The sequence below is a fragment of the Blautia sp. aa_0143 genome (assembly GCF_004167315.1).
GTDB lineage: Bacteria > Bacillota > Clostridia > Lachnospirales > Lachnospiraceae > Blautia_A > Blautia_A fusiformis.
This window is the reverse complement of the sequence record NZ_RCXU01000002.1, coordinates 97387-118604: the sequence shown is the minus strand read 5'-3', so window position 1 is coordinate 118604 and position 21218 is coordinate 97387. Positions and strand designations below refer to the sequence as shown.

Here is a 21218-nt window from a genome sequence, read left to right as displayed (position 1 = left end):
ACACTTTCATTGCTATTTGTGCCGTCTGCCGAAGGCGGCGGAATGGAGATTAAAATGAATTTAAATGAATTTTTGAAAGAAGAAGCCTTTTCAAAATATAATGTTGGAATAGAAAAAATTAAAGATGATTTTATTGAATCCGGATATGAAAAATTTTTGTGGAGGCAAACACTGAAAGAGTGGGATGATGCAAAAAAGACAATATTAGAAGAGAATTCGTATAAATATGTTGTTAATAAATATGTACAGAGCTTTTTAGAGCAGTTTAATAATATTGATGATTCAGATGTTGCTTTTATTTATCCAGAGTCATATACACCTAATTATTTTATGATACAAGCATTAATAAAAAAAGAAGCTAAAAAGGATTATGTAATAGAAAATTTATTACCGGATGATGATACAATTAATCATTTGGCTATTTTTTGTCGCGATAAAAAAGAAACAATAGAATTAATGAATCACTTAGTTTATTCAGCAGTATTGGGAGAGAACTTCGGTGGATATAAATTGCTGGGAGTTCATTTATGCTATTATTTGGAATGCTGTGGAAATGATTCTTACGCATATACTATGAGAGTTCCTAATAGTTTAATGCATTATCAGGGTTATGTTACAAGAAAGGACACAAATCCATATATAATATATGCTACTCGAAAGAATATAGAAGGATTAGTGCAAAAGGGCTTTTTTAGATCAGAATTTGAATTGTATTTGAATTTAAAAAATACATTAATGCCTTTTTTACAAGCTATGTATCTTAAGGCACAGAATGCAGGGGATAAGAATTATGACTGGAAAACAGCAAAGAGCATTTTAAAGGGAGAATTAATTGAAAATGGAATCATAATATCTAAATGGAAACATGAACAATCTCTTTTTTTATTAGTAAAGAAAACTTATTCAGATGCTATATTTCAATATAGACCGGAATGGCTTTCTCCCCAAAGTTTGGATATTTATATTCCCAAATTAAATGTTGGAATAGAATATCAGGGAATACAACATTATACGGATGTAGATTTTTTTGGAGGAAAGAAAGCATTGGAGCATAGAAAAGTTCTCGATGAGAAAAAACGCAAAATATGTCAAGATAAGGGGGTCATTTTGGTTGAATGGAAATACAACTTTAACATTACAAACAAAAATTTACAGACTTTATTGCGGGATGCCTTGAGATCAGTATAAAAATGTATGAGTCTAATGTATTGACCGAAGCCGCAGAATAAAGCAATACATGATATTATAGAGTAGAATAAAGAAGATATCTATTCCAAGTAGCCTTTATAACAATTATAAAGAGAGTTCCTTGTAACTATCAGGAAATCTGATAGTTAGTTCTTCAGCAGAAAGTATATGTTTAATAATAGTACCGGAGTTACAGCCAGATTTGATTTGCGTTTGTTGGCAACTTTTTACGATAAGAAAGAATAACAATTACTTAATTAAGTACAACGATTAGAAATCAACAGTGTAACCTATGATAAAAACATTAGTGGTTGATGATGCAGGACTTAAAGAAAATATATTTTTTGATAATAAAATAAAAGGCAGGAAAAAGTATGATTACAGGAAGTTTTATAATGATATCAGAGGGCGAAATTAAAGAGCGTCGAAAAAAGAGAGAAACTGAATTGCGAAAGATGGTCTATGAAGAATATGAAAATTTTAAGATATATATTAGCTTTTACGAATTGCCGGAAATTAAAAAAATAACTTTTATGAATATGCGTGGATGTGATGCGGCAGTATCTCCAATTTTCAGTAGTGAACTTGAAATAAGGATTAATGAAAAATATTTAAAGGCCAAATGTCCTATGGAGTATTTAAAAGTTATTTTATTTCATGAATTCACGCATATTTGGGATCGAATAGTAAAATATGCAGATTTACGAGCAGCGAAACTGACAGAGTATCATGCAGTGCAAGTTGCATTTGCAAAAAATCTCAACCAAAAGCGTATTGATAAATGGGATAAGTTTTCTGAGAATCAATTTGTTTCGTATAATGATAAACGTGTATCTGCAAAAGAATATCTGCAAGTTTGGTGTGACCATTATTCCTATGACATGGAGTACCATTATTATAATGAATCAGATGACCGTACAAACCAGTTTATGTATGATTTGTGTCAATGGATGGGGTATAGTATTATATTTGAAAAATATTGTATTGAATGGAATGGAACACGTAAAATTAAAGGATTTATCCCAAAAGATATGGAAGATTTAATCGAGCAATTTTATATAAGCCTTAGAGATGATTTTGGAAAGGAACAAATCGTTAGTAACTATAATCAAATAAAGAACAAATTTAATGAACTGAATCATATTCAGTTTATTGGAAATGAAAATTACTTTCTGATAGAAAGAACTAAGGGGATAAGTGCGGAGAAAAGTTTCAAAGAACATTGCATAGCGATAGAAAAAATATATAATGATATGAAAAAAAAGCATTCCCCACAATTTTTAACAAACCAACCATATTTAAATAAAAGTTTTGTTTTGCAATATTTTAGAAAAATGTATCAAGATATGCTTTCTGTTATTGATACGCCGTTTCTTTTCAAAAAATATATGGAGCATTATTCTTTGATATGCCTGGATGATATTACAAAAATGAAAAGTTTCTTGGAATCAGAAATCAGACCAATATTTGAATCAAAAAGTTATTTTGAGATTGTTATAAAAAAAATAGAATTGCTGAATGAAGTTGAGATATGTACAGCCCCAAATGGGAAATCCTACTATAGGATTTTTAATGTTCAGAATTTTATTGAAAGCATAGGATTTACGCCGGCGTTTCTGGCAGCGTTACTTATGGGAATTGCTGATGCAGGATATGAAATAAAATTTTCAAATGTAATGATAATTTCTAAAGTTGTTTAAAAATTATACGCAAAAATAATAGAATAAGGGTATGGGGCATATCAATAAGTTCTCTACTCTTTTATTGTATTTAGAGAACATTAACACAAAAGCACTTGTTTGTATATCGTTTGCTTGGCTTGTTTACAATTGATAAGAATTGAGTGAATTCCAAGCCCAGAGCCGCTTTGTGGGGAGTAAGTCGGCTTTGCATTTGTGAGATTTCTTGTATTCTACATAATTGCCAATCATTTTCCTAATAGTTGGATAGTATGGACTTGCTGACCGGAATATTCATTCATCTATTCTTATCGAGGTAGAACTACTGGCAACGTATTACAGAATCATACGAAAGAAATGACTACTGAGGAGTTAGATATGGATTGCAAAAGATACATGATCTGTTTATGGTAAAATGTAAAATATCTTTACGATAAGGAAATAACACACAAAGGAAAAAACAAGAAATGCAAGAACACACAAGAACTCCCGTATTTCAGGAAAAAAATGGCACCTGGAGACATCTCACTAAAACTGTGAATTCCCTCATCTGCACTATTGAATATGGCAGCAGTGCCGGTTTTTCATCAAAGGAAGACGCCCTAGAGAGTTACCAGCAGTCCATGGATGCTTACCAGGATCAAATATCCAGGTTAAAAAAATCCCGGAACATGCCGTTTACTTTTTCGGAATACCTGAATTACTGGCTCAGAGATGTCTATACACCGATTTTTAACAGTTCCAGTGCCCAGTTGCGTAATCGATGGGTGATAGAACTGATCATACTGCCGCATCTTCACAAAGATATCCTCCTTGACTGCATCAGTACCGGTTATATTAATAAAGTTCTGGGAGACTGTCAAAAAGTCTGTACCAATGGAGGATATTACGCTTACCGGCTTCTTCATATGGCTCTGCGTTTCGCTTACTATAATTCCTATATTCCGGATATTAACTTTCAGGAGATCAGACATTATCCGGAGCCTGTGAGAAATGTAACGTTTTATTCCAACGAACAGCTTCGCAGATTTCTGGACGTAGCTTCACATTCCAGCAGTTATCTGGAGATTCAGCTGGCACTTTTCTGTGGCTTGAAAAAAGGAGAAATTCTTGGGCTTAGATATTCAGATTTCCATAAAAAAGAATGTACAGTAAAAATACAGCGTATATATACCATACAGCGTAATACAGAAGATGGCTATCAGTTCAAAAAGCTTTCCGGAACCAGACAAAACCGTACCTTAAAAATCCCTTCTTTTATTTTCCAGGAACTTGCCATACGCAGAAAAAAGAACCTTTCTATCCTGGAAAAATATCCATCCGAAACCAAATATAAATCCAGCATCTGTCTTGGCCCGGCTGCAAAGACAAAATCCGACAACACACTTGGGGTTTCTTTAAAACAGATCGCAATAGAAGCCGGCCTCCCTGTAGTCTGTATGGGTGACCTCCGCTATATGTTTGCCCGTTTTCTTATGGAACAGGGATTCTCCCTGGAGACAATTTCTGCCATTCTCGGTCATACAAAACTAAATACGACTTTGGCATTTTGTAGTATATTCCCATGTGAGGAACCCGAAATAGGCATAGTCATCGGAAACACCTTGGATCCTGTTTTTGAATCCGGAACAGAGCGGTGAGAAGGAGAAATCTATTTATGCAAAAGAAAAAATATCCATTGTTTCCAGCCGTAAAAGAACCCTTTTTCTATGGAAATATTATTTCTGGACGATCACTGGGAGATGTGGTTTACCTGGCATCCAGGAAAAAATACTGTTTCCGTCTTCAACTGGTTTTTGAATCCGGTGATGTTAGGACGGTACAGAGAACCTCATCTGACAAGCAGACGGCCCGTATGGAAAGGGATCTTGCACTGATGCACATTGCCAGGGGAACTTTCATCCCTTTTTCTTATACAGTCAGGGAATTCTACGAATACTGGTTTTATCATCATATGATCGGAGAAAAACGAATTTCCTATAATACCTATACTTCTTATCGCAGCATCTTGAATAATCATATCCTTCCCGTGATCGGACACCAAAAACTTGATTGTCTGCAGAGAAAAGACCTGATCCGGGCATTACGGAAGATTCCTTCAAGAAATGTACAGCGTACCGCCATCGGAATGATATCAGGGTCTCTGCGCTATGCACAGGAACGGAGTTATTTTCCAGTAAACATATACAGCGGTCTCAATTATGAATTAAAGAAATCCGGTCTTTTTCAAAAAGAAACGAAAACAGAAGCAAACGTATATACAGTAGAACAGGATGCGCATCTTTTACATCTCTGCCGGAAACAGGAACCACAGATCTATCTTCCTATGCTTCTTGCCGTTACTGCCGGTCTCAGAGTATCGGAGGCGATCGGACTGAAATATGAAGATATTGATTTTCTCTTAATAAAAAACTTACCGTGACACGTCAGCTCGGAAGAAGTCTGTATCCGGAAAACTCTCATATAGAGCGGCCAGCATTGTCGCAGGAAATCCAGCTGAAAACAGCGAGGAGCCACCGGCAGGTAGAACTGGCAGACTTTGTCCTTGACGAGATTCTGCTGGAACGGCAGCGGTATGAAAAACGCAAAGCAGAAGATCCAGGCTTTCAGAATCTGGGATATATCTGCTGCCAGAAAGATGGACGCTGCTATAATCGCAGATTTTATACAGATGCTTATAATCGGATTCTGCAACAATGTGAATTTCCAAGACTTGAATGGAGAAAATTCCGTAATACCTATGCGACAATTCTGTCTGATTATCAGGTCCATATCAAAACAATTTCTCAGTGTCTGGGACATTACAGCCCGGATTTCACCAAGAAAGTTTACGTGTTTGTAAAAGAGCCGGACGTTTATGACATTTCTCACGCAATCGGGGAATATGTTTCTACGAACCGTCTTCTACCTGTTCCCCGTAGCTGGAAAGAAACAGATGTCTACCTGCTCCCAGGAGATTCCGTCTACAGGGAATATTTTTTGAATAATTTTTATTCCATTTAAAACATCACTGGTAATATAAATTTCATAGTGGAAAGTTCTCCCTGCGGTTCCGCAATCTGCTGACACAGGGTCAGCATCCGGCTGGGGTTTGTATAACCAAAGAGCTCCATGATCCTTTTAATATGCTTTTCTTCTTTTATAAGACTGGCAAGATACATATAGCGAAGATCTCCCATTGTGATACCAGGCAGGCCTGCAGCCTGCGTAATCTTTTTCAATCTGGTGTTTAATGCTGGAAGTGTCTTTGTCTTTCCGTATGGTCCAAGACAAAGAACATCTTTTTCAGCCAGGCCTGGATATTTTTTATGGATGCGCTCATTCTGAGATTTTCTGCATTTAATTTCATCAAAAAGGAAATCTGGCACAGGTAGGGTGCGGTAGTTACTTTCACCACGGAGCTTTCTGTTACTGTATTTTTCTTGTCCTGCTTTTGATTCATAATGCTCATTGGTACTATAATTTCTGATATGCATCCCAGTTACGGTAACAGTACCTGCTCTCAGATCAAAACTGTCATACTTAAGGTTCAGGATTTCCCCGGCTTTCAGTCCGCAGTAAAGTGCCAGGGCAAATTCAAGATAATGGGAAGCCGTATCATTTTTTGCAGCTGACAGGAAACAGGAAAGCTGTTCCGGCGTATAAAGGATCAATTCTTTCTCAATTGCAGAATAATTTTTCAAATCCAGGAAAAGCCACAGATTTCCAATTTTGTTTCCAAGCCCATTTGTTATGAGAATACGGAGAAAACGGTGTAAAGAAGCTGCCGTATTTTCGCTTTTTATGCTCACACGTTCCAAAAGTGCATTCAGGAATATCGCATATGTCTTTTCCACGGGCAGCCCCATAGCTGGAAGATTCGGCTCAATAACACTAAAAATCATCTAGCGGTAGTAAGCATCTGTACTGCTGCTGGTTGAAGTGGGAAGGTAATTGTTGTAGTACCAGTATTCCAGGTAATCTTCCAAAGTGATGCCTTCTTTCTTTTCGGTTGTTTCTTTCATGTCTTTTTTCTTTTCTGTCATCAGCCATTACAGGCCGTTTTTTGGTCAGTTATAAGCGGATTTAATTTCTGCTTTTAACTCTTACATTACTGATATGTATGATTTGCATTCTATTATCCCTCCATTTTTATCAATTTTTGACAAAATGAAAAAATTTTTTACTTAGAATATTCCGAAATGAAAAAAGACAAATTTTAGCACTTTGGAAAAAGCAAACGATTTCCCTTGAATTTATGAAATGACCTGTATTATAATAGGATAATTAACGGCATATGCTAAAATAAAAACATAAGTGACCATGTGCCATTTTTTGAGTCAAAACGGCCTGGAAAATGCATACTATTTTTCAAGTTTATTCAGAAAAAAGGATACGGTATGCCACCATCAGGAAAATCTCTGTTTTGGCAGAAAGTAACAATTGTTGAAAGGAAAAGAATGAGAAAATTAGCACTTAGTGATGAAATTTTAATGAAGGTTGACAAAGCTGCCCGTTATATCGGCGGTGAAGTCAACTCCGTAATGAAAGATAAAAATGCAGTAGATATCCGTTTCGCAATGTGCTTCCCGGATGTCTACGAGATCGGAATGTCAAACCTGGGCATGATGATCCTCTATAACATGTTCAACCAGCGCGAGGACGTATGGTGTGAGCGGCTCTTTTCCCCATGGCCGGATCTGGATAAGGTGATGAGGGAGGAGAAGATCCCGTTGTTTGCACTGGAATCCCAGGAGCCTATCCGGGATTTTGATTTTCTTGGAATTACGATCGGGTACGAGATGTGTTATACCAACATCCTCCAGGTACTGGATCTCAGTGGTATCCCGCTGAAAAGTGCAGACCGTGGTGAGGATTTTCCTATTGTGATCGGTGGCGGTGCCTGTGCGTATAATCCGGAGCCGCTGGCACCTTTTTTTGATATGTTTTATATCGGAGAAGGTGAAACGGTTTATGATGCACTTTTTGATGCGTACAAGGCAAATAAAAAGGCTGGTGGCAGCAGGAAGGATTTTCTTCTGGCAGCAGCTAAGATCCCTGGAATTTATGTTCCGTCTCTCTATGAAGTTACCTATAAAGAAGATGGTACGATCGCATCCTTTGCACCGACGGCGGATGGTGTTCCTGAGAAGGTCCAGAAACAGCTGATCATTGATATGGAAAAGGAATATCGTGCTGTGGAGGCACCGGTCGTTCCTCACATTAAGGCAACACAGGATCGTGTAACTCTTGAAATCCAGAGAGGATGCATTCGAGGCTGTCGTTTCTGCCAGGCAGGTATGATCTATCGTCCGACCCGTGAACGTGATGTGGAAACTCTGAAAGAATCGGCGCGTATTATGCTGAAAAATACAGGTCATGAGGAGATTTCCCTCAGTTCTTTAAGTTCCAGTGACTATTCCCAGCTGAAAGAACTGGTGAATTTCCTGATCGAGGAATTCCACGGAAAAGCAATCAACATTTCCTTGCCATCTCTTCGAATTGATGCTTTTGCGCTGGATGTTATGAGTAAAGTGCAGGATGTAAAGAAAAGCAGCCTGACTTTTGCTCCGGAGGCCGGTTCTCAGCGACTTCGTGACGTTATCAACAAAGGTCTGACAGAGGAAGTGATCCTCCATGGTGCGGGCGAAGCATTCAAGGGTGGCTGGAATCAGGTGAAGCTTTACTTTATGCTCGGTCTTCCCACAGAAACAGAAGACGATATGAAGGGAATTGCTCATCTGGCACAGAAGATCGCAGAGACCTATTATGAGGTAGTTCCGAAAGAACAGCGTAAAGGTAAGGTACAGATCAACGTCAGCACATCTTTCTTTGTGCCGAAGCCGTTTACCCCATTTCAGTGGGCACCAATGTATACAGAGCAGGATTTTGTGGAAAAAGCCAAGGTGGTTAAAAATGAAGTCCGCGCCCAGCTGAATCAGAGAAGTATCCGTTATAACTGGCATGAACCGGATGTAACAGCTCTGGAAGGATTTCTCGCACGCGGGGACAGACGATGCGCGGATGTGATCCTGAAGGCTTATGAAAAAGGTGCCCTTTACGATGCCTGGACAGAAAATTTTGATTATGATATCTGGAAGGAAGCTATGGCTGAATGCGGAGTGGATATGACATTCTACACACTTCGTGAAAGAAGCCTGGATGAGATCCTTCCATGGGATTTCATTGATACCGGTGTCAGTCGCAGATTCCTGGAGCGTGAATGGCAGCGTGCAAAAGAGGGTGTTGTGACGGAAAACTGCCGTCAGAAATGTTCCGCATGTGGAGCTATGAAATTTAAAGGAGGTGTCTGCCTTGAAGGTAAGAATTAAATTCAGCAAAGAGGGTCCTATGAAGTTTGTGGGACATCTGGATACCATGCGTTATTTCCAGAAAGCGCTTCGTCGTGCAGAGCTCCCGGTAGCGTTTTCCGGTGGATACAGCCCGCATATGATCATGTCTTTTGCGGTTCCACTTGGAGTGGGGATGGAGAGTCTCGGAGATTATTTTGACCTGGAAATGGCAGAAGATATGCCTACTGCAGAGATCGCAGCCCGTCTGGAGGAACAGATGGCAGAGGGGATGCATATCGTTAGCGTCCGCAAGGTAGAGGATGGAAAAGCGGGTAAAGCGATGGCACTGGTGGCAGCAACAGATTATCTTGTGGAGTTCCGTCCGGGCAAAGAGCCTTCTATTGACTGGAAAAGCCGTGTGAAAGAATTTCTGGCACAGCCGGAGATCAAAGTGACCAAGCAGACCAAGCGCAGCGAAAAGGAGATCGATCTTCGTCCGAATATCTATAAAATGGAAGTAAGAGAGAATGGGTTCTTTTATATGCTGGCATCTGCAAGCTCTAATTATACGAAGCCGGAGATGGTAACAAACACATTTTTCCACTGGATTGGAGAAGAACTTCCGGAATTTGCCTTCACAGTGAAACGTCTGGAAATGTATGCCGATAAAGGAGAAAATGCAAGCCCACGTTTTGTGACTCTGGAATCATTAGGTGAGAAAATTGAGTAAACTGATCATAACAAGAATGGAGATCCATGGTGTGCCCTGTACAGTAGCGGCTCTTTCGGAGGAGGAACGGATCGTTGAGATCCGACTGGAATCCGATCAGGAAAAATCCATTCTTGGAAATATATACACCGGACAGGTCGAAAATATCGCATCCAATATCCAGGCGGCTTTTGTGCAGATCGAGCCTGGAAAGAGATGCTACTATTCTCTTGCAGAGGCACAGAGAGCTGTTTTTTCCGCAGGAAGAAAAGGAAACGGACCATTGCGGCCTGGAGATGAGCTCCTGGTACAGGTGAGCAGGGATGCCATGAAGGGAAAACTTCCGGCACTGACATCCAATCTGAATTTTACGGGAAGATATCTTGTTCTCACTACAGGAGATAAAAAGTTTGGTCTGTCTTCCAAGCTGGCACTGGAAGATCGCCATCGCCTCAGCGGATGGCTGAAAGAGGAAGCAGAGCGTCCGGATAAGGAATTCGGTATCATTGTCCGGACCAATGCCGCAGACGCTTCCAAAGAAGAGATCCTGAAGGAACTGGAGTGGCTGAAGGGCCGCTACCATAAAGCCGTAGTTCAGGGACGGAACCGTACCTGTTTCAGTCTTGTACTGGAGACAGAACCATTTTATGTGGCTGCTGTGAGGGATGCTTATGGTCGTGACCTGGATGAGATCATTACCGATGTGCCGGAAATCAGAGAAATGATCCTGGGATATCTGGAAGAGATCAGCCCGGAGCTTAAAGAAAAGCTTCGTTTTTATCAGGACAAACTTCTTCCGCTTTATAAGCTGTATCGCGTGGAAACCGCACTGGATGCGATCCAGAAAGAAAAAGTATGGCTGAACAGCGGCGGATTTCTGGTGATCCAGCAGACGGAGGCCTTTGTATCCATTGATGTAAACAGTGGAAAATATATCGGAAAGAAGAAAATGGAAGAAACCTTCCGCAAGATCAATCTGGAAGCGGCTGCGGAGATCGGCCGGCAGTTACGGCTGCGTAATCTTTCAGGTATTATCCTGATCGATTTTATCAACATGGAAAATCCGGATCACAGAGATGAACTCTTTCATGTTTTACAGAAGCTCCTCAGAAAAGATCCGGTAAAGAGCAGGGCCATTGATATCACACCATTGCATATCCTGGAAATGACCAGAAAGAAAGTAAGACGTCCGGTGATCGAGGACATTCGGGAGCTTACAAAAAAATAATAAAAATATCAAAAAAACTATTGACATAACAGTATGTCACTGTTATGATAATCGAGTATGCCGCACAAAGAGGTTAAAGAGCTTCAGTTTCAGAACAGGAGCCACCGAATTTGGCGAGTAAATAATTAGGAGGTGCCACAGATGTACGCAATTATTGCAACAGGTGGTAAACAGTACAAGGTTGCCGAGGGTGACGTAATTAAAGTTGAAAAGCTCGGTGTAGAAGCTGGTGAAACCGTAACATTTGACAACGTGATCGCAGTCAGCAATGACGGATTAAAGGTTGGCGAGGATGTAAAAGATGCCAGTGTTACCGCTTCTGTAGTTGAAAACGGTAAGAATCGCAAGGTCATCGTTTACAAATACAAACGCAAAACTGGATATCACAAGAAAAACGGACACAGACAGCAGTACACCAAAGTTAAGATCGAAAAGATTAACGGTTAATCTGGTGTCATCATGATTACAATTAAAGTCAGAAAGAAAAACGGATCTTACGAAGAATTTATTTCGAAGGGACATGCCGGTTATGCAGAAGCCGGACAGGATATTGTCTGTGCTGCGGTATCTGCACTGATCATTACCACGGTGAATTCTCTTGAGAAATTCACAGATGATAAATTTGATGTGCAGGAAAAGGATGGATTTGTTTCCATTCATTTCAGAAATGATCTTTCTGAACGGGGGATGCTCCTTATGGATTCCTTACTTCTCGGTCTGACGGAAATTGCTGGTAGTTATAACAATCGATATTTGACAGTAAAAGTCAAGGAGGTGTAACAACAATGATGAAGATGAACCTTCAGTTATTCGCACATAAAAAGGGAGTTGGTTCTACAAAGAACGGTCGTGATTCCGAGTCTAAGAGATTAGGTGCGAAAAGAGCAGACGGACAGTTTGTAAAAGCCGGAAACATTCTTTACAGACAGCGCGGAACCAAGATTCACCCAGGTGAAAACGTAGGCTGCGGTAAAGACTATACTTTATTTGCACTTACAGACGGAGTCGTAAGATTCACAAGAAAAGGTCGCGATAAGAAACAGGTTTCTATCGTTCCTGTAGACGCAGAGTAATGAAATAGGTAAAAGGCTTCAAATCGATCCGGTTTGGAGCCTTTTTTTGGAATAGAGGTGTAATATGTTTGCAGATAGAGCAAGGATCATTATCCGCTCCGGTAAAGGCGGCGACGGACATGTAAGCTTCCGACGTGAGCTGTATGTACCCAATGGCGGGCCGGATGGCGGCGATGGTGGCCGTGGCGGTGATGTGATTTTTGAGATTGACGAGGGCCAGAATACTCTCGGAGACTACAGACACAGAAGAAAATATAAAGCTGAGGATGGCCAGGAAGGCGGTAAAAAACGCTGCCATGGTGCAGACGGTAAGGATGTGGTCCTGAAGGTTCCGGAAGGTACGGTGATCATGGATGCGGAATCCGGCAAGGTCATCGCGGATATGTCCGGTGAGAATCGCAGACAGGTCGTATTAAAAGGCGGTCGTGGTGGAAAAGGCAATCAGCACTATGCAACAGCTACCATGCAGGTACCGAAATATGCCCAGCCTGGACAGCCGGCTCAGGAACTTGAGGTTCTCCTTGAGCTTAAAGTGATCGCAGATGTCGGTCTGGTAGGATTTCCGAATGTTGGTAAATCTACTTTCCTTTCCCGTGTGACAAATGCACAGCCGAAGATCGCCAACTATCATTTTACAACATTGAGCCCTAATCTTGGAGTTGTAGATACTGATAACGGCGGCTTTGTTATCGCTGATATTCCGGGACTGATCGAGGGTGCATCAGAAGGTGTGGGACTTGGACATGAATTCCTCCGTCATATTGAGCGTACACGAGTTATCATCCACATTGTAGATGCCGCTTCCGTAGAAGGTCGTGATCCAGTGGAGGATATCCACAAGATCAATAAAGAACTGGAGGCCTACAATCCGGAAATTGCAGCAAGACCGCAGGTGATCGCAGCCAACAAGATTGACTGTATTTTTGATGATGGCGAAGAAAGCCCTATTGATCAACTGAAAGCAGAATTTGAGCCACAGGGTATTTCGGTTTATCCAATTTCAGCCGTTACCGGGCAGGGTGTCAGAGAACTCCTTTTCCATGTGAAAGAGCTTCTGGATAAGAGCCCGATGAAACCGGTAGTGTTTGAACAGGAATTCTTCCCGGAAGATGTTCTTGTAAATGAAAATCTTCCGTTTACTGTGGAGCGCAGCGAGGAAGATCCGGAAGTATTCCTTGTGGAAGGTCCTAAGATTGAAAAAATGCTTGGCTATACAAATCTGGATTCTGAGAAGGGATTTGCCTTCTTCCAGAAATTCCTGAAAGAGGGCGGTATCCTGGAGGAACTGGAAAAAGCCGGTATCCAGGAAGGCGATACGGTTCGTATGTATGGCTTTGATTTTGATTATTATAAATAAGAGGTATGACAATGACAAGTAAGCAGAGAGCATATTTAAAAGGCCTTGCCATGACAATGGATCCGATCCTTCAGCTTGGCAAGGGTGGTCTTACTCCTGAAAATACCGCTGCTGTTGAGGAAGCTCTTGCAGCAAGAGAGCTGATCAAGATCAGCGTTCTTCAGAACTGTCTGGAGGATCCACGTGAAATGGCACAGGTTCTTGCAGAGAGAACAAGATCTCAGGTAGTACAGGTGATCGGTAAAAAGATCGTTCTCTACAGAGAAGGTAAAAAGGACAAGAAAAAAATCATTCTTCCGTAATCTCGGGAGGTTATAAATGAGCAAAGCAACAAAAAAAATAGGAATCATGGGTGGTACTTTTGATCCCATTCATATGGGGCATTTGATCCTGGGAGAAAAAGCCTATGAACAGCTTGAGCTTGATAAAGTTTTGTTCATGCCCTGCGGGAATCCACCTCATAAACGGAACCGTAAGGGCAGAGCAACTGATGAACAGCGTGCGGAAATGGTCCGTCTTGCCATAGAGGATAATCCTCACTTTGAGCTGTCTCTGATCGAGATGCATGAGGAAGGCTATACGTATACTTACCGGACTCTGGAACAGCTGAATAAAGCGAATCCGGACACAGAGTATTATTTTATCATCGGTGCAGATTCGCTTTTTAATTTTGATACCTGGATGGAACCGGAACGCATTTGTCAGGAAGCAGTACTGGTAGTGGCAACCAGAGATCATACTCCATTGAAGGAACTTGATCAGCAGATGCAACTTCTGTCACAGAAGTATAACGGGAATTTTATTCGACTGGATACCATGAATATTGATGTTTCCAGTGAGCTGCTCCGTTCCTGGCATGAAAGCGGGCAGAGTCTCCGCTATTATGTTCCCAAGCCTGTGATTTCCTATATTGAGAAAAACGATATCTATAAAGGAAATGATTCAGATGGGAAAATATGATTTTATCAAGATAAAAAAGAAACTTTCCAAATATCTGGATGAGGCCAGATTTGAGCATACAATGGGGGTTATGTACACTTGTGCTGCGCTTGCCATGGTTTATGATTATGATCTGGAGGATGCACAGGCTGCAGGACTTCTTCATGACAGTGCAAAGTGTATTCCTAATAAAAAGAAACTGAAGCTGTGCAGCCAGCATGATATTCCGGTATCAGATTTTGAAAAGGATCATCCGTTTCTTCTCCATGCCAAACTGGGGGCTTATGTGGCCAGCAGTAAATATGATATTAAAGACGAAGAGATCCTGACAGCGATCACTTATCATACAACAGGAAGACCGGGAATGAGCCTTCTTGAGAAGATCGTATATATTTCAGACTATATTGAACCAATGCGTGACAAAGCTCCGAATCTTGCGAAGGTGCGAAAGATTGCTTTTGAAGATCTGGATGAGTGTATGTATGAGATTTTAAAGGATACACTGGAATATCTGGAGGAAAATCCCAAGGAAATCGACAGTACGACCAGGGATGCTTATGTTTATTATAAAGAACTCCATGACAGAAAAATGCAGGATGCAGCCAACAGACAGGAGGATTAAAATTCTATGAGTATCGAAAAAGAGATGGTCCGGATCGCCTGCAAGGCACTGGATGATAAAAAAGCAAAGGATATCAAGATCATTGATATCCATGAGGTTTCCGTGATCGCAGATTATTTTGTGATCGCAAGTGCTTCCAACCAGAATCAGGTACAGGCAATGGTTGACAATGCAGATGAAATGCTTGGCCGTGCCGGATATGAAGCAAAACAGATCGAGGGAACCAGAAACTCCAGCTGGGTCCTCATGGATTACGGTGATATGATCATCCATATCTTTGATGAGGAAAACAGACTTTTCTACGATCTTGAGAGGATTTGGAGAGACGGCAAGATTCTTGATGCGGAAGAATTTCTTGGTGAGAATGAGTAAAATTTGTTATATTAGTTTACTGTAAAAAATATTATGTAAACTAAATAAGAAGAAATCAAAAAGCAGAAGTTTTCTGCTGAAAAAGAAAAGAGAGATATCTTTGTGGGGCTGTACAGCTACCTTAAAGATATCTCTCTTTTTAGATCACATTACATTGGGTGGGATCTGTTGTTTATATTTTTATGAAAAGAAACGAAATACACCAAATACTTTGCCGAGGATCTGCAGATTACCGGTGATGATGATCGGTTCCATATTGTCGTTCTCCGGCTGAAGGCGATAATAACCATTTTCTTTGTAGAAAGTCTTAACTGTTGCAGAATCATCGATCAGAGCAACTACCATGTCGCCGTTTTCTGCTGTTGCCTGCTGCTTTACAAGAACCTGATCTCCATCAAAAATACCTGCATTGATCATACTGTCGCCTTTGACAGTCAGCATGAAACTTTGTTCATTAGGCATATATTCAGCTGGGATCGGAAAGTAAGCATCGATATTTTCCACTGCCAGGATCGGCTGTCCGGCAGCAACAGTGCCTACAAGAGGAACATTGACAACCTCGCGGCGGACCAGATTGAAATTATCATCAATGATCTCGATCGCACGGGGCTTGGTGGCATCTCTGCGGATATATCCGTTTTTTTCCAGAGCTTCCAGATGGGAGTGAACGGAAGATGTGGATTTCAGGTTTACTGCTTCACAGATTTCACGGACGGAGGGCGGAAAACCTCTGTTAAGGATCTCATTTTTCATATAATCCAGTATTTCCTGCTGCTTTTTACTGATTCTGCCATATGTCATGTGTACTTACCTCCCTGGGTTGATTTTATCTGCTGTCGACCATAATATGACAGCATCACGAAATTATATTTTGAATAGTATAACATACTTTTGAAAAAATGGCAAACGGATATTCGGAAAGTATGTTCGCGCGTTTTAAAGCTTGTATTCATTTAAATAAAATGTTACAATAAAACGAACTTTAAGAGATGAACGATGTAAAGGAGGCATTCATTTGCCGGACAATAAAGTACATTCCGGAAAAACTCCGGGATTCTTAGCAAAGCTTCGTAAAATTTTTGGTCTGAACATTGGAACTGTAATGTTCGGAGCAATTTTTATCTATATGATCTTTAGTGTGATTCTTTATCTTACAGCTTCTCATATGGAATCTTATCAGGTTCCCTCCGGTCCGTTATCCATGAATGAGACATACACAGGGCTGGCGATCATGACAGAGAACGTAGTGCAGGCAGATGCGGGCGGTTACGTTACATATTACGCAAGGGAAGGTACCAAGATCAATGCCAACGGTGCTGTCTACAGCCTGAACAGTTCAAGATCTGCAGACAATGTAACCTCTCTGAGCAGAGAGGAACTGGCGGATATACGCAGTAATATGCAAAGCTTTTCCAAAGGATTTGATCCCAGCAAATTCAACAGTGCCTATAGTTTTAAATATCAGCTCAATGGAAGCATCCTTCAGTATGCTTCAGACAGTTCGGGAGCTTCTTCTGCAAGCACGACGTCTGAAGATGGAGAGGAAGCCACAGTTACAACTATAGTTTCCAGTGATCCAAATATCCGCCGTGCGCAGACAGACGGGATCATCCTGTATTCTACAGATGGCTACGAAACCAAAACCGTTGATAATGTCACAGCTGCTGATTTTGATCAGAATTCCTATCAGGAAACGGATCTGAAAACAGATGGACAGATAAAGGCCGGAGATGATATTTATACGATCATTACAGATGAACGCTGGAGTCTTTTGATTCCTTTAAGTGAGAAGCAGGCTGCTAATCTGAAGGAGCGTACATCGATCCGTGTCAAGTTCCTGAAAGATGATCTGACGCAGACAGGAGACTTTTCGATCATGGAGATCGATGGGGCTAAATACGGTAAGATTGATTTTAATAAGGGACTGATCCGATATGCGTCAGACCGGTTTCTGGAAATAGAACTTGTCACGAACAATGTGACAGGTTTAAAGATCCCGTTATCTTCTATCGTAACGAAGGAGTTTTATGCAATACCTTCCAAATATCTTACGACGGATGATGAAACACAGCAATCCGGATTTATGCTTTCCGGAAGAAATAAAAAAGGCGACAGTACGACAACCTTTGTCAGTGCCGGTATCTATGGCCGTGATGAGATCACAGACAAAGAAACACAGGAAACAAGCTATATTTATTACGTAGACAAGAATAAATTTAAAGAAGGTGATGCTCTTGTTGAGCCGGATAGTGGAGAGAAGTTTATCATCGGAGATACAGAAGTTTTGGAGGGAGTTTTCTGTGTCAATCAGGGATATGCGGTATTCCGCCGGATCGAGATCCTGGATGAAAATGAGGAATATGCGGTTGTATCAAAGGAAACCTATAATGGGCTTGTCCGATATGACCGTATTGTGAAAAATGCAGATAAAGTAAGTGAACAGGATATACTTTACTAATTAAAGGAGGATTTATATCATGGTAGCGGAAAATTTGGCACAGGTGCAGAAAAATATTAATGAATTCTGCAATAAAATTAACAGAGATCCGAATGAAGTCACACTGATCGCAGTAAGCAAAACCAAACCGGTGGAGATGCTGAAGGAGGCTTATGATGCCGGAGCACGTGTCTTTGGAGAGAACAAAGTGCAAGAGATCGTGGATAAATATGATCAGATGCCTTCAGATGTCAAATGGCATATGATCGGACATCTTCAGCGTAATAAAGTAAAATATATTGTGGATAAAGTTGCAATGATCCATTCTGTAGATTCGCTTCGCTTGGCCGAGACGATTGAAAAAGAAGCAGCGAAAAAAGCGGTTATTGTTCCGATCCTTATAGAAGTAAATGTAGCGCAGGAAGAAAGTAAATTTGGTCTGAAACCGGAAGAAGTTTTACCGCTTATAGAACAGATCGCAGATTTTTCACACATTCGGATAAAGGGGCTCATGACAATTGCTCCCTATGTTGATAATGCAGAGGAAAATCGCGAAATTTTCCGTGAACTTAAGAAATTAAGTGTTGACATTGCTGCTAAAAACATTAATAATGTTACTATGAGTGTTCTGAGTATGGGAATGACCGGAGATTACATGGTTGCCGTGCAGGAGGGCGCTACGATGGTGCGTGTAGGCACTGGTATTTTTGGTGCAAGAAATTACGCATTATAAGACTAATAAGATTGGAGATTTAAAATGGGCGTTTTAGACAAGTTTTTAGATGCCATCAAACTGAACGACGATTATGACGATGACGAATTGTTAGATGATAGCCTTCTTGAGGATGAGGACGATTATGATGACGATTTCCTCGATGAAGATGATGATATGGAAGAGAAACCAAAGAAGAAATTTTTTGAGAAATTTTCCAAGAAAAAAAATGACGAGGAAGAGGATTTTCTGGAGGATGAGCCGGAAGATGAAACGGTTAAGGCACCTGTTGCCAAGTCATCTGCAAAGACAGCTGCAGCCAAGGCCCCGGCAAGGCAGGAACGTATTTCCAGACCGGCGCCTTCTTCCAAGATCACCCCAATGCGTACAAGCAAGCGTTCTTCCCAGGCTGCAAATATGGAAGTTTGTGTGATCAAGCCTACAACCATGGAGGAAGCAAGAGAAATTGCGGATACACTGGTCGATAATTCTACCGTGATCCTGAATCTTGAAGGAATCGATGTGGAGCTTGCACAGAGGATCATCGATTTTACTTCCGGTGCATGTTATTCACTTGGAGGAAGCCTTCAGCAGGTATCCAGCTATATTTTTGTACTTGGACCATATAATGTAGATATTACAGGTGATCTTCAGAATATCCTTGGCGGTTCTGTGCCGTCTGTTAGAGTGGGTTATTAACCTCATGGATAAAGAAGAACTTTTTGTTAAGAGAATCCGTGAACTGGCAAATCTGGCCTATCAGAGAGATATTACCACATTTACGGATTTTCTTAATTTAAATGAACGGAATATTTTAAACAGTCAGAATTTTCATAAGCTGGGTGTTACAGCGGAAGGTTTTGGCGGATATGAGAATGCAGAGCGTCAGATGGTAGCCTTTCACCCTGATGCTCTTGCTTTTACATGGGATTATCCCATTGATTGTATCCGGCTTGAGCCAAAAGCAGTGAAATTTTCAGAAGATCTGACACATCGGGATTATTTGGGAGCGATCCTGAATCTTGGGGTTGACAGGAGTGTTGTTGGGGATATTCTTATAGAAGATCATACTGCGAGTTTTTTTTGTCTGCGTCAGATGACAGATTTTTTTCTGGAGAATCTGTGTCGTGTAAGACATACCACAGTTGTGGCGTCGAAGATAGAAGATCCGGGTGATCTTCCGAGGCCGGAACTGAAACCAGTTAGTGGAACCTGTGCGTCCGTACGCCTGGATTCTCTGATCGCATTGGCTTTTGGGACTTCCAGAAGCAGTATTGTGCATTGTATTGAAGAAGGGCTTGTTTTTGTAAATGGAAAACTGATCACATCCAATGGTTATGAGCCCAAAGAGGGAGACATCATATCCGTTCGGAAAAAGGGACGTTTTATTTATGATGGAGTATCCCGTCAGACAAAAAAAGGACGTCTTGGGGTACGGATTCTGCTTTATATCTGAACAGCTAGGAGGAAAACGCAATGACAGCATCAAAATTACTTGTAAAACGAGAAGGTGATTTTCATTATCCCATCTGTTTTGAAGAAGATTTTTCTAATCTGGCACAGGTTATGAAGGAAGAAGGACTTGTTGACAGAAAAATCTGCATTGTAACAGATTCTAATGTGGGACCACTGTATGAAGAATCTGTAAAGCAGGTTTTAAGTGAGGTAAGTTCCGATATTTCTGTGTTCACCTTTGAGGCAGGAGAAAAAAACAAAAACCTTAATACCGTTTCGGCATTGTATCAGGCCCTGATCCAAAATGGTCTTGACCGAAAAAGTCTGCTTGTTGCATTAGGCGGTGGTGTGGTAGGCGACCTTACCGGATTTGGCGCGGCAACTTATCTCAGGGGGATTGACTTCATTCAGGTACCGACAACACTGCTTGCACAGGTAGACAGCAGCGTTGGCGGAAAAACTGGCGTAGATTTTCAGCAGTACAAAAACATGGTAGGAGCTTTTCACCAGCCACGTCTTGTATATATGAATCTAAGCACTCTTTCTTCGCTTCCGGCAGAACAGTTTGCCTGCGGAATGGGTGAGATTTTAAAAACAGGATTGATCTGTGATGGAGATTTTTTCCGCTATGTATGCTGTGAGCAGAAAGGGATCAAAAAGCTGGATATGGAACAGATTGCCAGAATGGTACGCAGATGTTGTGAGATCAAAGCAGGCGTTGTGGAGCGTGATCCTAAGGAACAGGGAGAGCGTGCGCTTCTTAACCTGGGACATACTGTGGGGCATGCAGTAGAAAAACTTAAGAATTTCACCCTTCTCCACGGACAGTGTGTGGGAGTCGGACTGGTAGCTGCGGCATATCTTTCCATGAAACGAGGACTTCTGACCAAAGAAGAATATCAGGAAATCTGTCAGGGATGTTCGGATTACGATCTTCCGGTGCATGTAGATGGTCTTATCCCGGAAGAAGTTCTTTCCGCAACAAAGAAAGACAAAAAAATGGAACAGGGACATATCAGGTTTATCCTGATGGATGGTATCGGAAAAAGCTTTATCGACAAAACAGTTACCGATGAAGAAATGCTTTCCTGTATTCAGGAGATAACTCTATGATCAGTCGTGTTAACCATCATCAGAAAATGTCTTTTAGTAAGTGTATGTCGGGGGACATTTTT

23 protein-coding genes are annotated in these 21218 nt (G+C 41.0%); 21 read left to right on the top strand and 2 right to left on the bottom strand.

The window, feature by feature from the left end; genetic code table 11:
- Positions 1 to 54: 54 nt before the first annotated feature.
- The 5 genes from EAI83_RS01535 (at position 55) to EAI83_RS01515 (ending at position 5870) form a co-directional block, all read left to right on the top strand.
- On the top strand, positions 55 to 1188 hold the full coding sequence (locus EAI83_RS01535) for a hypothetical protein (protein ID WP_118752692.1): 1134 nt from the start codon (positions 55 to 57) through the stop codon (positions 1186 to 1188).
- A 374-nt stretch (positions 1189 to 1562) separates the two neighbouring features.
- Positions 1563 to 2888: a hypothetical protein gene (locus EAI83_RS01530; protein WP_129974506.1), complete on the top strand. Its 1326-nt coding sequence runs from the start codon at positions 1563 to 1565 to the stop codon at positions 2886 to 2888.
- A gap of 446 nt (positions 2889 to 3334) precedes the next feature.
- Entirely contained in the window at positions 3335 to 4507 is a 1173-nt protein-coding gene (locus EAI83_RS01525; protein ID WP_021652077.1) for a site-specific integrase, read from the top strand.
- A 17-nt stretch (positions 4508 to 4524) separates the two neighbouring features.
- Entirely contained in the window at positions 4525 to 5289 is a 765-nt protein-coding gene (locus EAI83_RS01520) for a site-specific integrase (protein ID WP_129974505.1), read from the top strand.
- A 56-nt stretch (positions 5290 to 5345) separates the two neighbouring features.
- Positions 5346 to 5870 carry a hypothetical protein gene (locus EAI83_RS01515; protein ID WP_161206332.1) on the top strand — a complete coding sequence of 175 codons (525 nt, stop codon included), beginning with the start codon at positions 5346 to 5348 and terminating at the stop codon, positions 5868 to 5870.
- On the opposite strand, the gene EAI83_RS01510 is transcribed toward EAI83_RS01515, so the two are convergent.
- Positions 5867 to 6703 carry a tyrosine-type recombinase/integrase gene (locus EAI83_RS01510; protein ID WP_158526512.1) on the bottom strand — a complete coding sequence of 279 codons (837 nt, stop codon included), beginning with the start codon at positions 6701 to 6703 and terminating at the stop codon, positions 5867 to 5869. The genes EAI83_RS01515 and EAI83_RS01510 overlap by 4 nt on opposite strands.
- Positions 6704 to 7306: 603 nt before the next feature.
- Here EAI83_RS01510 and EAI83_RS01505 point away from each other — a divergent pair.
- From EAI83_RS01505 to rsfS, 11 genes are all read left to right on the top strand, one after another.
- Positions 7307 to 9178, top strand: coding sequence for a TIGR03960 family B12-binding radical SAM protein (locus tag EAI83_RS01505; protein ID WP_044961848.1), 1872 nt, complete (start codon positions 7307 to 7309; stop codon positions 9176 to 9178).
- A complete protein-coding gene (locus EAI83_RS01500) occupies positions 9153 to 9869 on the top strand; it encodes a TIGR03936 family radical SAM-associated protein (protein WP_334290829.1) in 717 nt (238 codons plus the stop codon). Before EAI83_RS01505 ends, EAI83_RS01500 begins: the two co-directional genes overlap by 26 nt.
- Entirely contained in the window at positions 9853 to 11076 is a 1224-nt protein-coding gene (locus tag EAI83_RS01495; protein WP_044961818.1) for a ribonuclease E/G, read from the top strand. Before EAI83_RS01500 ends, EAI83_RS01495 begins: the two co-directional genes overlap by 17 nt.
- A gap of 141 nt (positions 11077 to 11217) precedes the next feature.
- Positions 11218 to 11523 carry a 50S ribosomal protein L21 gene (gene rplU / locus EAI83_RS01490; protein WP_015525170.1) on the top strand — a complete coding sequence of 102 codons (306 nt, stop codon included), beginning with the start codon at positions 11218 to 11220 and terminating at the stop codon, positions 11521 to 11523.
- A 12-nt stretch (positions 11524 to 11535) separates the two neighbouring features.
- Complete coding sequence (locus EAI83_RS01485; protein ID WP_015525169.1) at positions 11536 to 11856, top strand: ribosomal-processing cysteine protease Prp; 321 nt, start codon at positions 11536 to 11538, stop codon at positions 11854 to 11856.
- Positions 11857 to 11861: 5 nt separating this feature from the next.
- A complete protein-coding gene (gene rpmA / locus EAI83_RS01480) occupies positions 11862 to 12149 on the top strand; it encodes a 50S ribosomal protein L27 (protein ID WP_015525168.1) in 288 nt (95 codons plus the stop codon).
- A 64-nt stretch (positions 12150 to 12213) separates the two neighbouring features.
- Positions 12214 to 13506, top strand: coding sequence for a GTPase ObgE (gene obgE / locus EAI83_RS01475; RefSeq protein WP_021652070.1), 1293 nt, complete (start codon positions 12214 to 12216; stop codon positions 13504 to 13506).
- A gap of 11 nt (positions 13507 to 13517) precedes the next feature.
- Complete coding sequence (yhbY, locus tag EAI83_RS01470) at positions 13518 to 13808, top strand: ribosome assembly RNA-binding protein YhbY (RefSeq protein ID WP_021978046.1); 291 nt, start codon at positions 13518 to 13520, stop codon at positions 13806 to 13808.
- A gap of 16 nt (positions 13809 to 13824) precedes the next feature.
- Entirely contained in the window at positions 13825 to 14466 is a 642-nt protein-coding gene (nadD, locus tag EAI83_RS01465) for a nicotinate-nucleotide adenylyltransferase (RefSeq protein WP_021652068.1), read from the top strand.
- Complete coding sequence (gene yqeK, locus EAI83_RS01460) at positions 14453 to 15067, top strand: bis(5'-nucleosyl)-tetraphosphatase (symmetrical) YqeK (protein WP_015525164.1); 615 nt, start codon at positions 14453 to 14455, stop codon at positions 15065 to 15067. Before nadD ends, yqeK begins: the two co-directional genes overlap by 14 nt.
- Before the next feature lie 6 nt (positions 15068 to 15073).
- A complete protein-coding gene (rsfS, locus tag EAI83_RS01455; RefSeq protein ID WP_015525163.1) occupies positions 15074 to 15439 on the top strand; it encodes a ribosome silencing factor in 366 nt (121 codons plus the stop codon).
- A 180-nt stretch (positions 15440 to 15619) separates the two neighbouring features.
- On the opposite strand, the gene lexA is transcribed toward rsfS, so the two are convergent.
- Complete coding sequence (gene lexA, locus EAI83_RS01450) at positions 15620 to 16240, bottom strand: transcriptional repressor LexA (RefSeq protein WP_015525162.1); 621 nt, start codon at positions 16238 to 16240, stop codon at positions 15620 to 15622.
- Between the two features lie 214 nt (positions 16241 to 16454).
- On the opposite strand from lexA, the gene EAI83_RS01445 reads away from it, so the two are divergent.
- The 5 genes from EAI83_RS01445 to aroB are packed head-to-tail and all read left to right on the top strand — an operon-like array spanning position 16455 to position 21156.
- A complete protein-coding gene (locus EAI83_RS01445; RefSeq protein WP_114001608.1) occupies positions 16455 to 17897 on the top strand; it encodes an HlyD family efflux transporter periplasmic adaptor subunit in 1443 nt (480 codons plus the stop codon).
- A gap of 19 nt (positions 17898 to 17916) precedes the next feature.
- Complete coding sequence (locus EAI83_RS01440; protein WP_129974503.1) at positions 17917 to 18609, top strand: YggS family pyridoxal phosphate-dependent enzyme; 693 nt, start codon at positions 17917 to 17919, stop codon at positions 18607 to 18609.
- A 24-nt stretch (positions 18610 to 18633) separates the two neighbouring features.
- Positions 18634 to 19287: a cell division protein SepF gene (locus EAI83_RS01435; RefSeq protein WP_021652063.1), complete on the top strand. Its 654-nt coding sequence runs from the start codon at positions 18634 to 18636 to the stop codon at positions 19285 to 19287.
- A gap of 4 nt (positions 19288 to 19291) precedes the next feature.
- The gene (locus EAI83_RS01430; RefSeq protein ID WP_021652062.1) at positions 19292 to 20044 is read left to right on the top strand and encodes a YlmH family RNA-binding protein; all 753 of its coding nucleotides are present in this window, start codon (positions 19292 to 19294) and stop codon (positions 20042 to 20044) included.
- Positions 20045 to 20064: 20 nt separating this feature from the next.
- Positions 20065 to 21156 carry a 3-dehydroquinate synthase gene (gene aroB / locus EAI83_RS01425; protein ID WP_092069990.1) on the top strand — a complete coding sequence of 364 codons (1092 nt, stop codon included), beginning with the start codon at positions 20065 to 20067 and terminating at the stop codon, positions 21154 to 21156.
- Positions 21157 to 21218 lie beyond the last annotated feature (62 nt).

Coding starts and splice junctions, on each gene's coding strand:
- EAI83_RS01530 (WP_129974506.1), top strand. CDS start 1,563: ATGATTACAGGAAGTTTTATAATGATATCAGAGGGCGAAATTAAAGAG.
- yhbY (WP_021978046.1), top strand. CDS start 13,518: ATGACAAGTAAGCAGAGAGCATATTTAAAAGGCCTTGCCATGACAATG.
- EAI83_RS01485 (WP_015525169.1), top strand. CDS start 11,536: ATGATTACAATTAAAGTCAGAAAGAAAAACGGATCTTACGAAGAATTT.
- EAI83_RS01440 (WP_129974503.1), top strand. CDS start 17,917: ATGGTAGCGGAAAATTTGGCACAGGTGCAGAAAAATATTAATGAATTC.
- aroB (WP_092069990.1), top strand. CDS start 20,065: ATGACAGCATCAAAATTACTTGTAAAACGAGAAGGTGATTTTCATTAT.
- yqeK (WP_015525164.1), top strand. CDS start 14,453: ATGGGAAAATATGATTTTATCAAGATAAAAAAGAAACTTTCCAAATAT.
- EAI83_RS01505 (WP_044961848.1), top strand. CDS start 7,307: ATGAGAAAATTAGCACTTAGTGATGAAATTTTAATGAAGGTTGACAAA.
- EAI83_RS01535 (WP_118752692.1), top strand. CDS start 55: ATGAATTTAAATGAATTTTTGAAAGAAGAAGCCTTTTCAAAATATAAT.
- EAI83_RS01430 (WP_021652062.1), top strand. CDS start 19,292: ATGGATAAAGAAGAACTTTTTGTTAAGAGAATCCGTGAACTGGCAAAT.
- lexA (WP_015525162.1), bottom strand. CDS start 16,240: ATGACATATGGCAGAATCAGTAAAAAGCAGCAGGAAATACTGGATTAT.
- EAI83_RS01525 (WP_021652077.1), top strand. CDS start 3,335: ATGCAAGAACACACAAGAACTCCCGTATTTCAGGAAAAAAATGGCACC.
- EAI83_RS01520 (WP_129974505.1), top strand. CDS start 4,525: ATGCAAAAGAAAAAATATCCATTGTTTCCAGCCGTAAAAGAACCCTTT.
- rsfS (WP_015525163.1), top strand. CDS start 15,074: ATGAGTATCGAAAAAGAGATGGTCCGGATCGCCTGCAAGGCACTGGAT.
- rplU (WP_015525170.1), top strand. CDS start 11,218: ATGTACGCAATTATTGCAACAGGTGGTAAACAGTACAAGGTTGCCGAG.
- obgE (WP_021652070.1), top strand. CDS start 12,214: ATGTTTGCAGATAGAGCAAGGATCATTATCCGCTCCGGTAAAGGCGGC.
- EAI83_RS01435 (WP_021652063.1), top strand. CDS start 18,634: ATGGGCGTTTTAGACAAGTTTTTAGATGCCATCAAACTGAACGACGAT.
- nadD (WP_021652068.1), top strand. CDS start 13,825: ATGAGCAAAGCAACAAAAAAAATAGGAATCATGGGTGGTACTTTTGAT.
- rpmA (WP_015525168.1), top strand. CDS start 11,862: ATGATGAAGATGAACCTTCAGTTATTCGCACATAAAAAGGGAGTTGGT.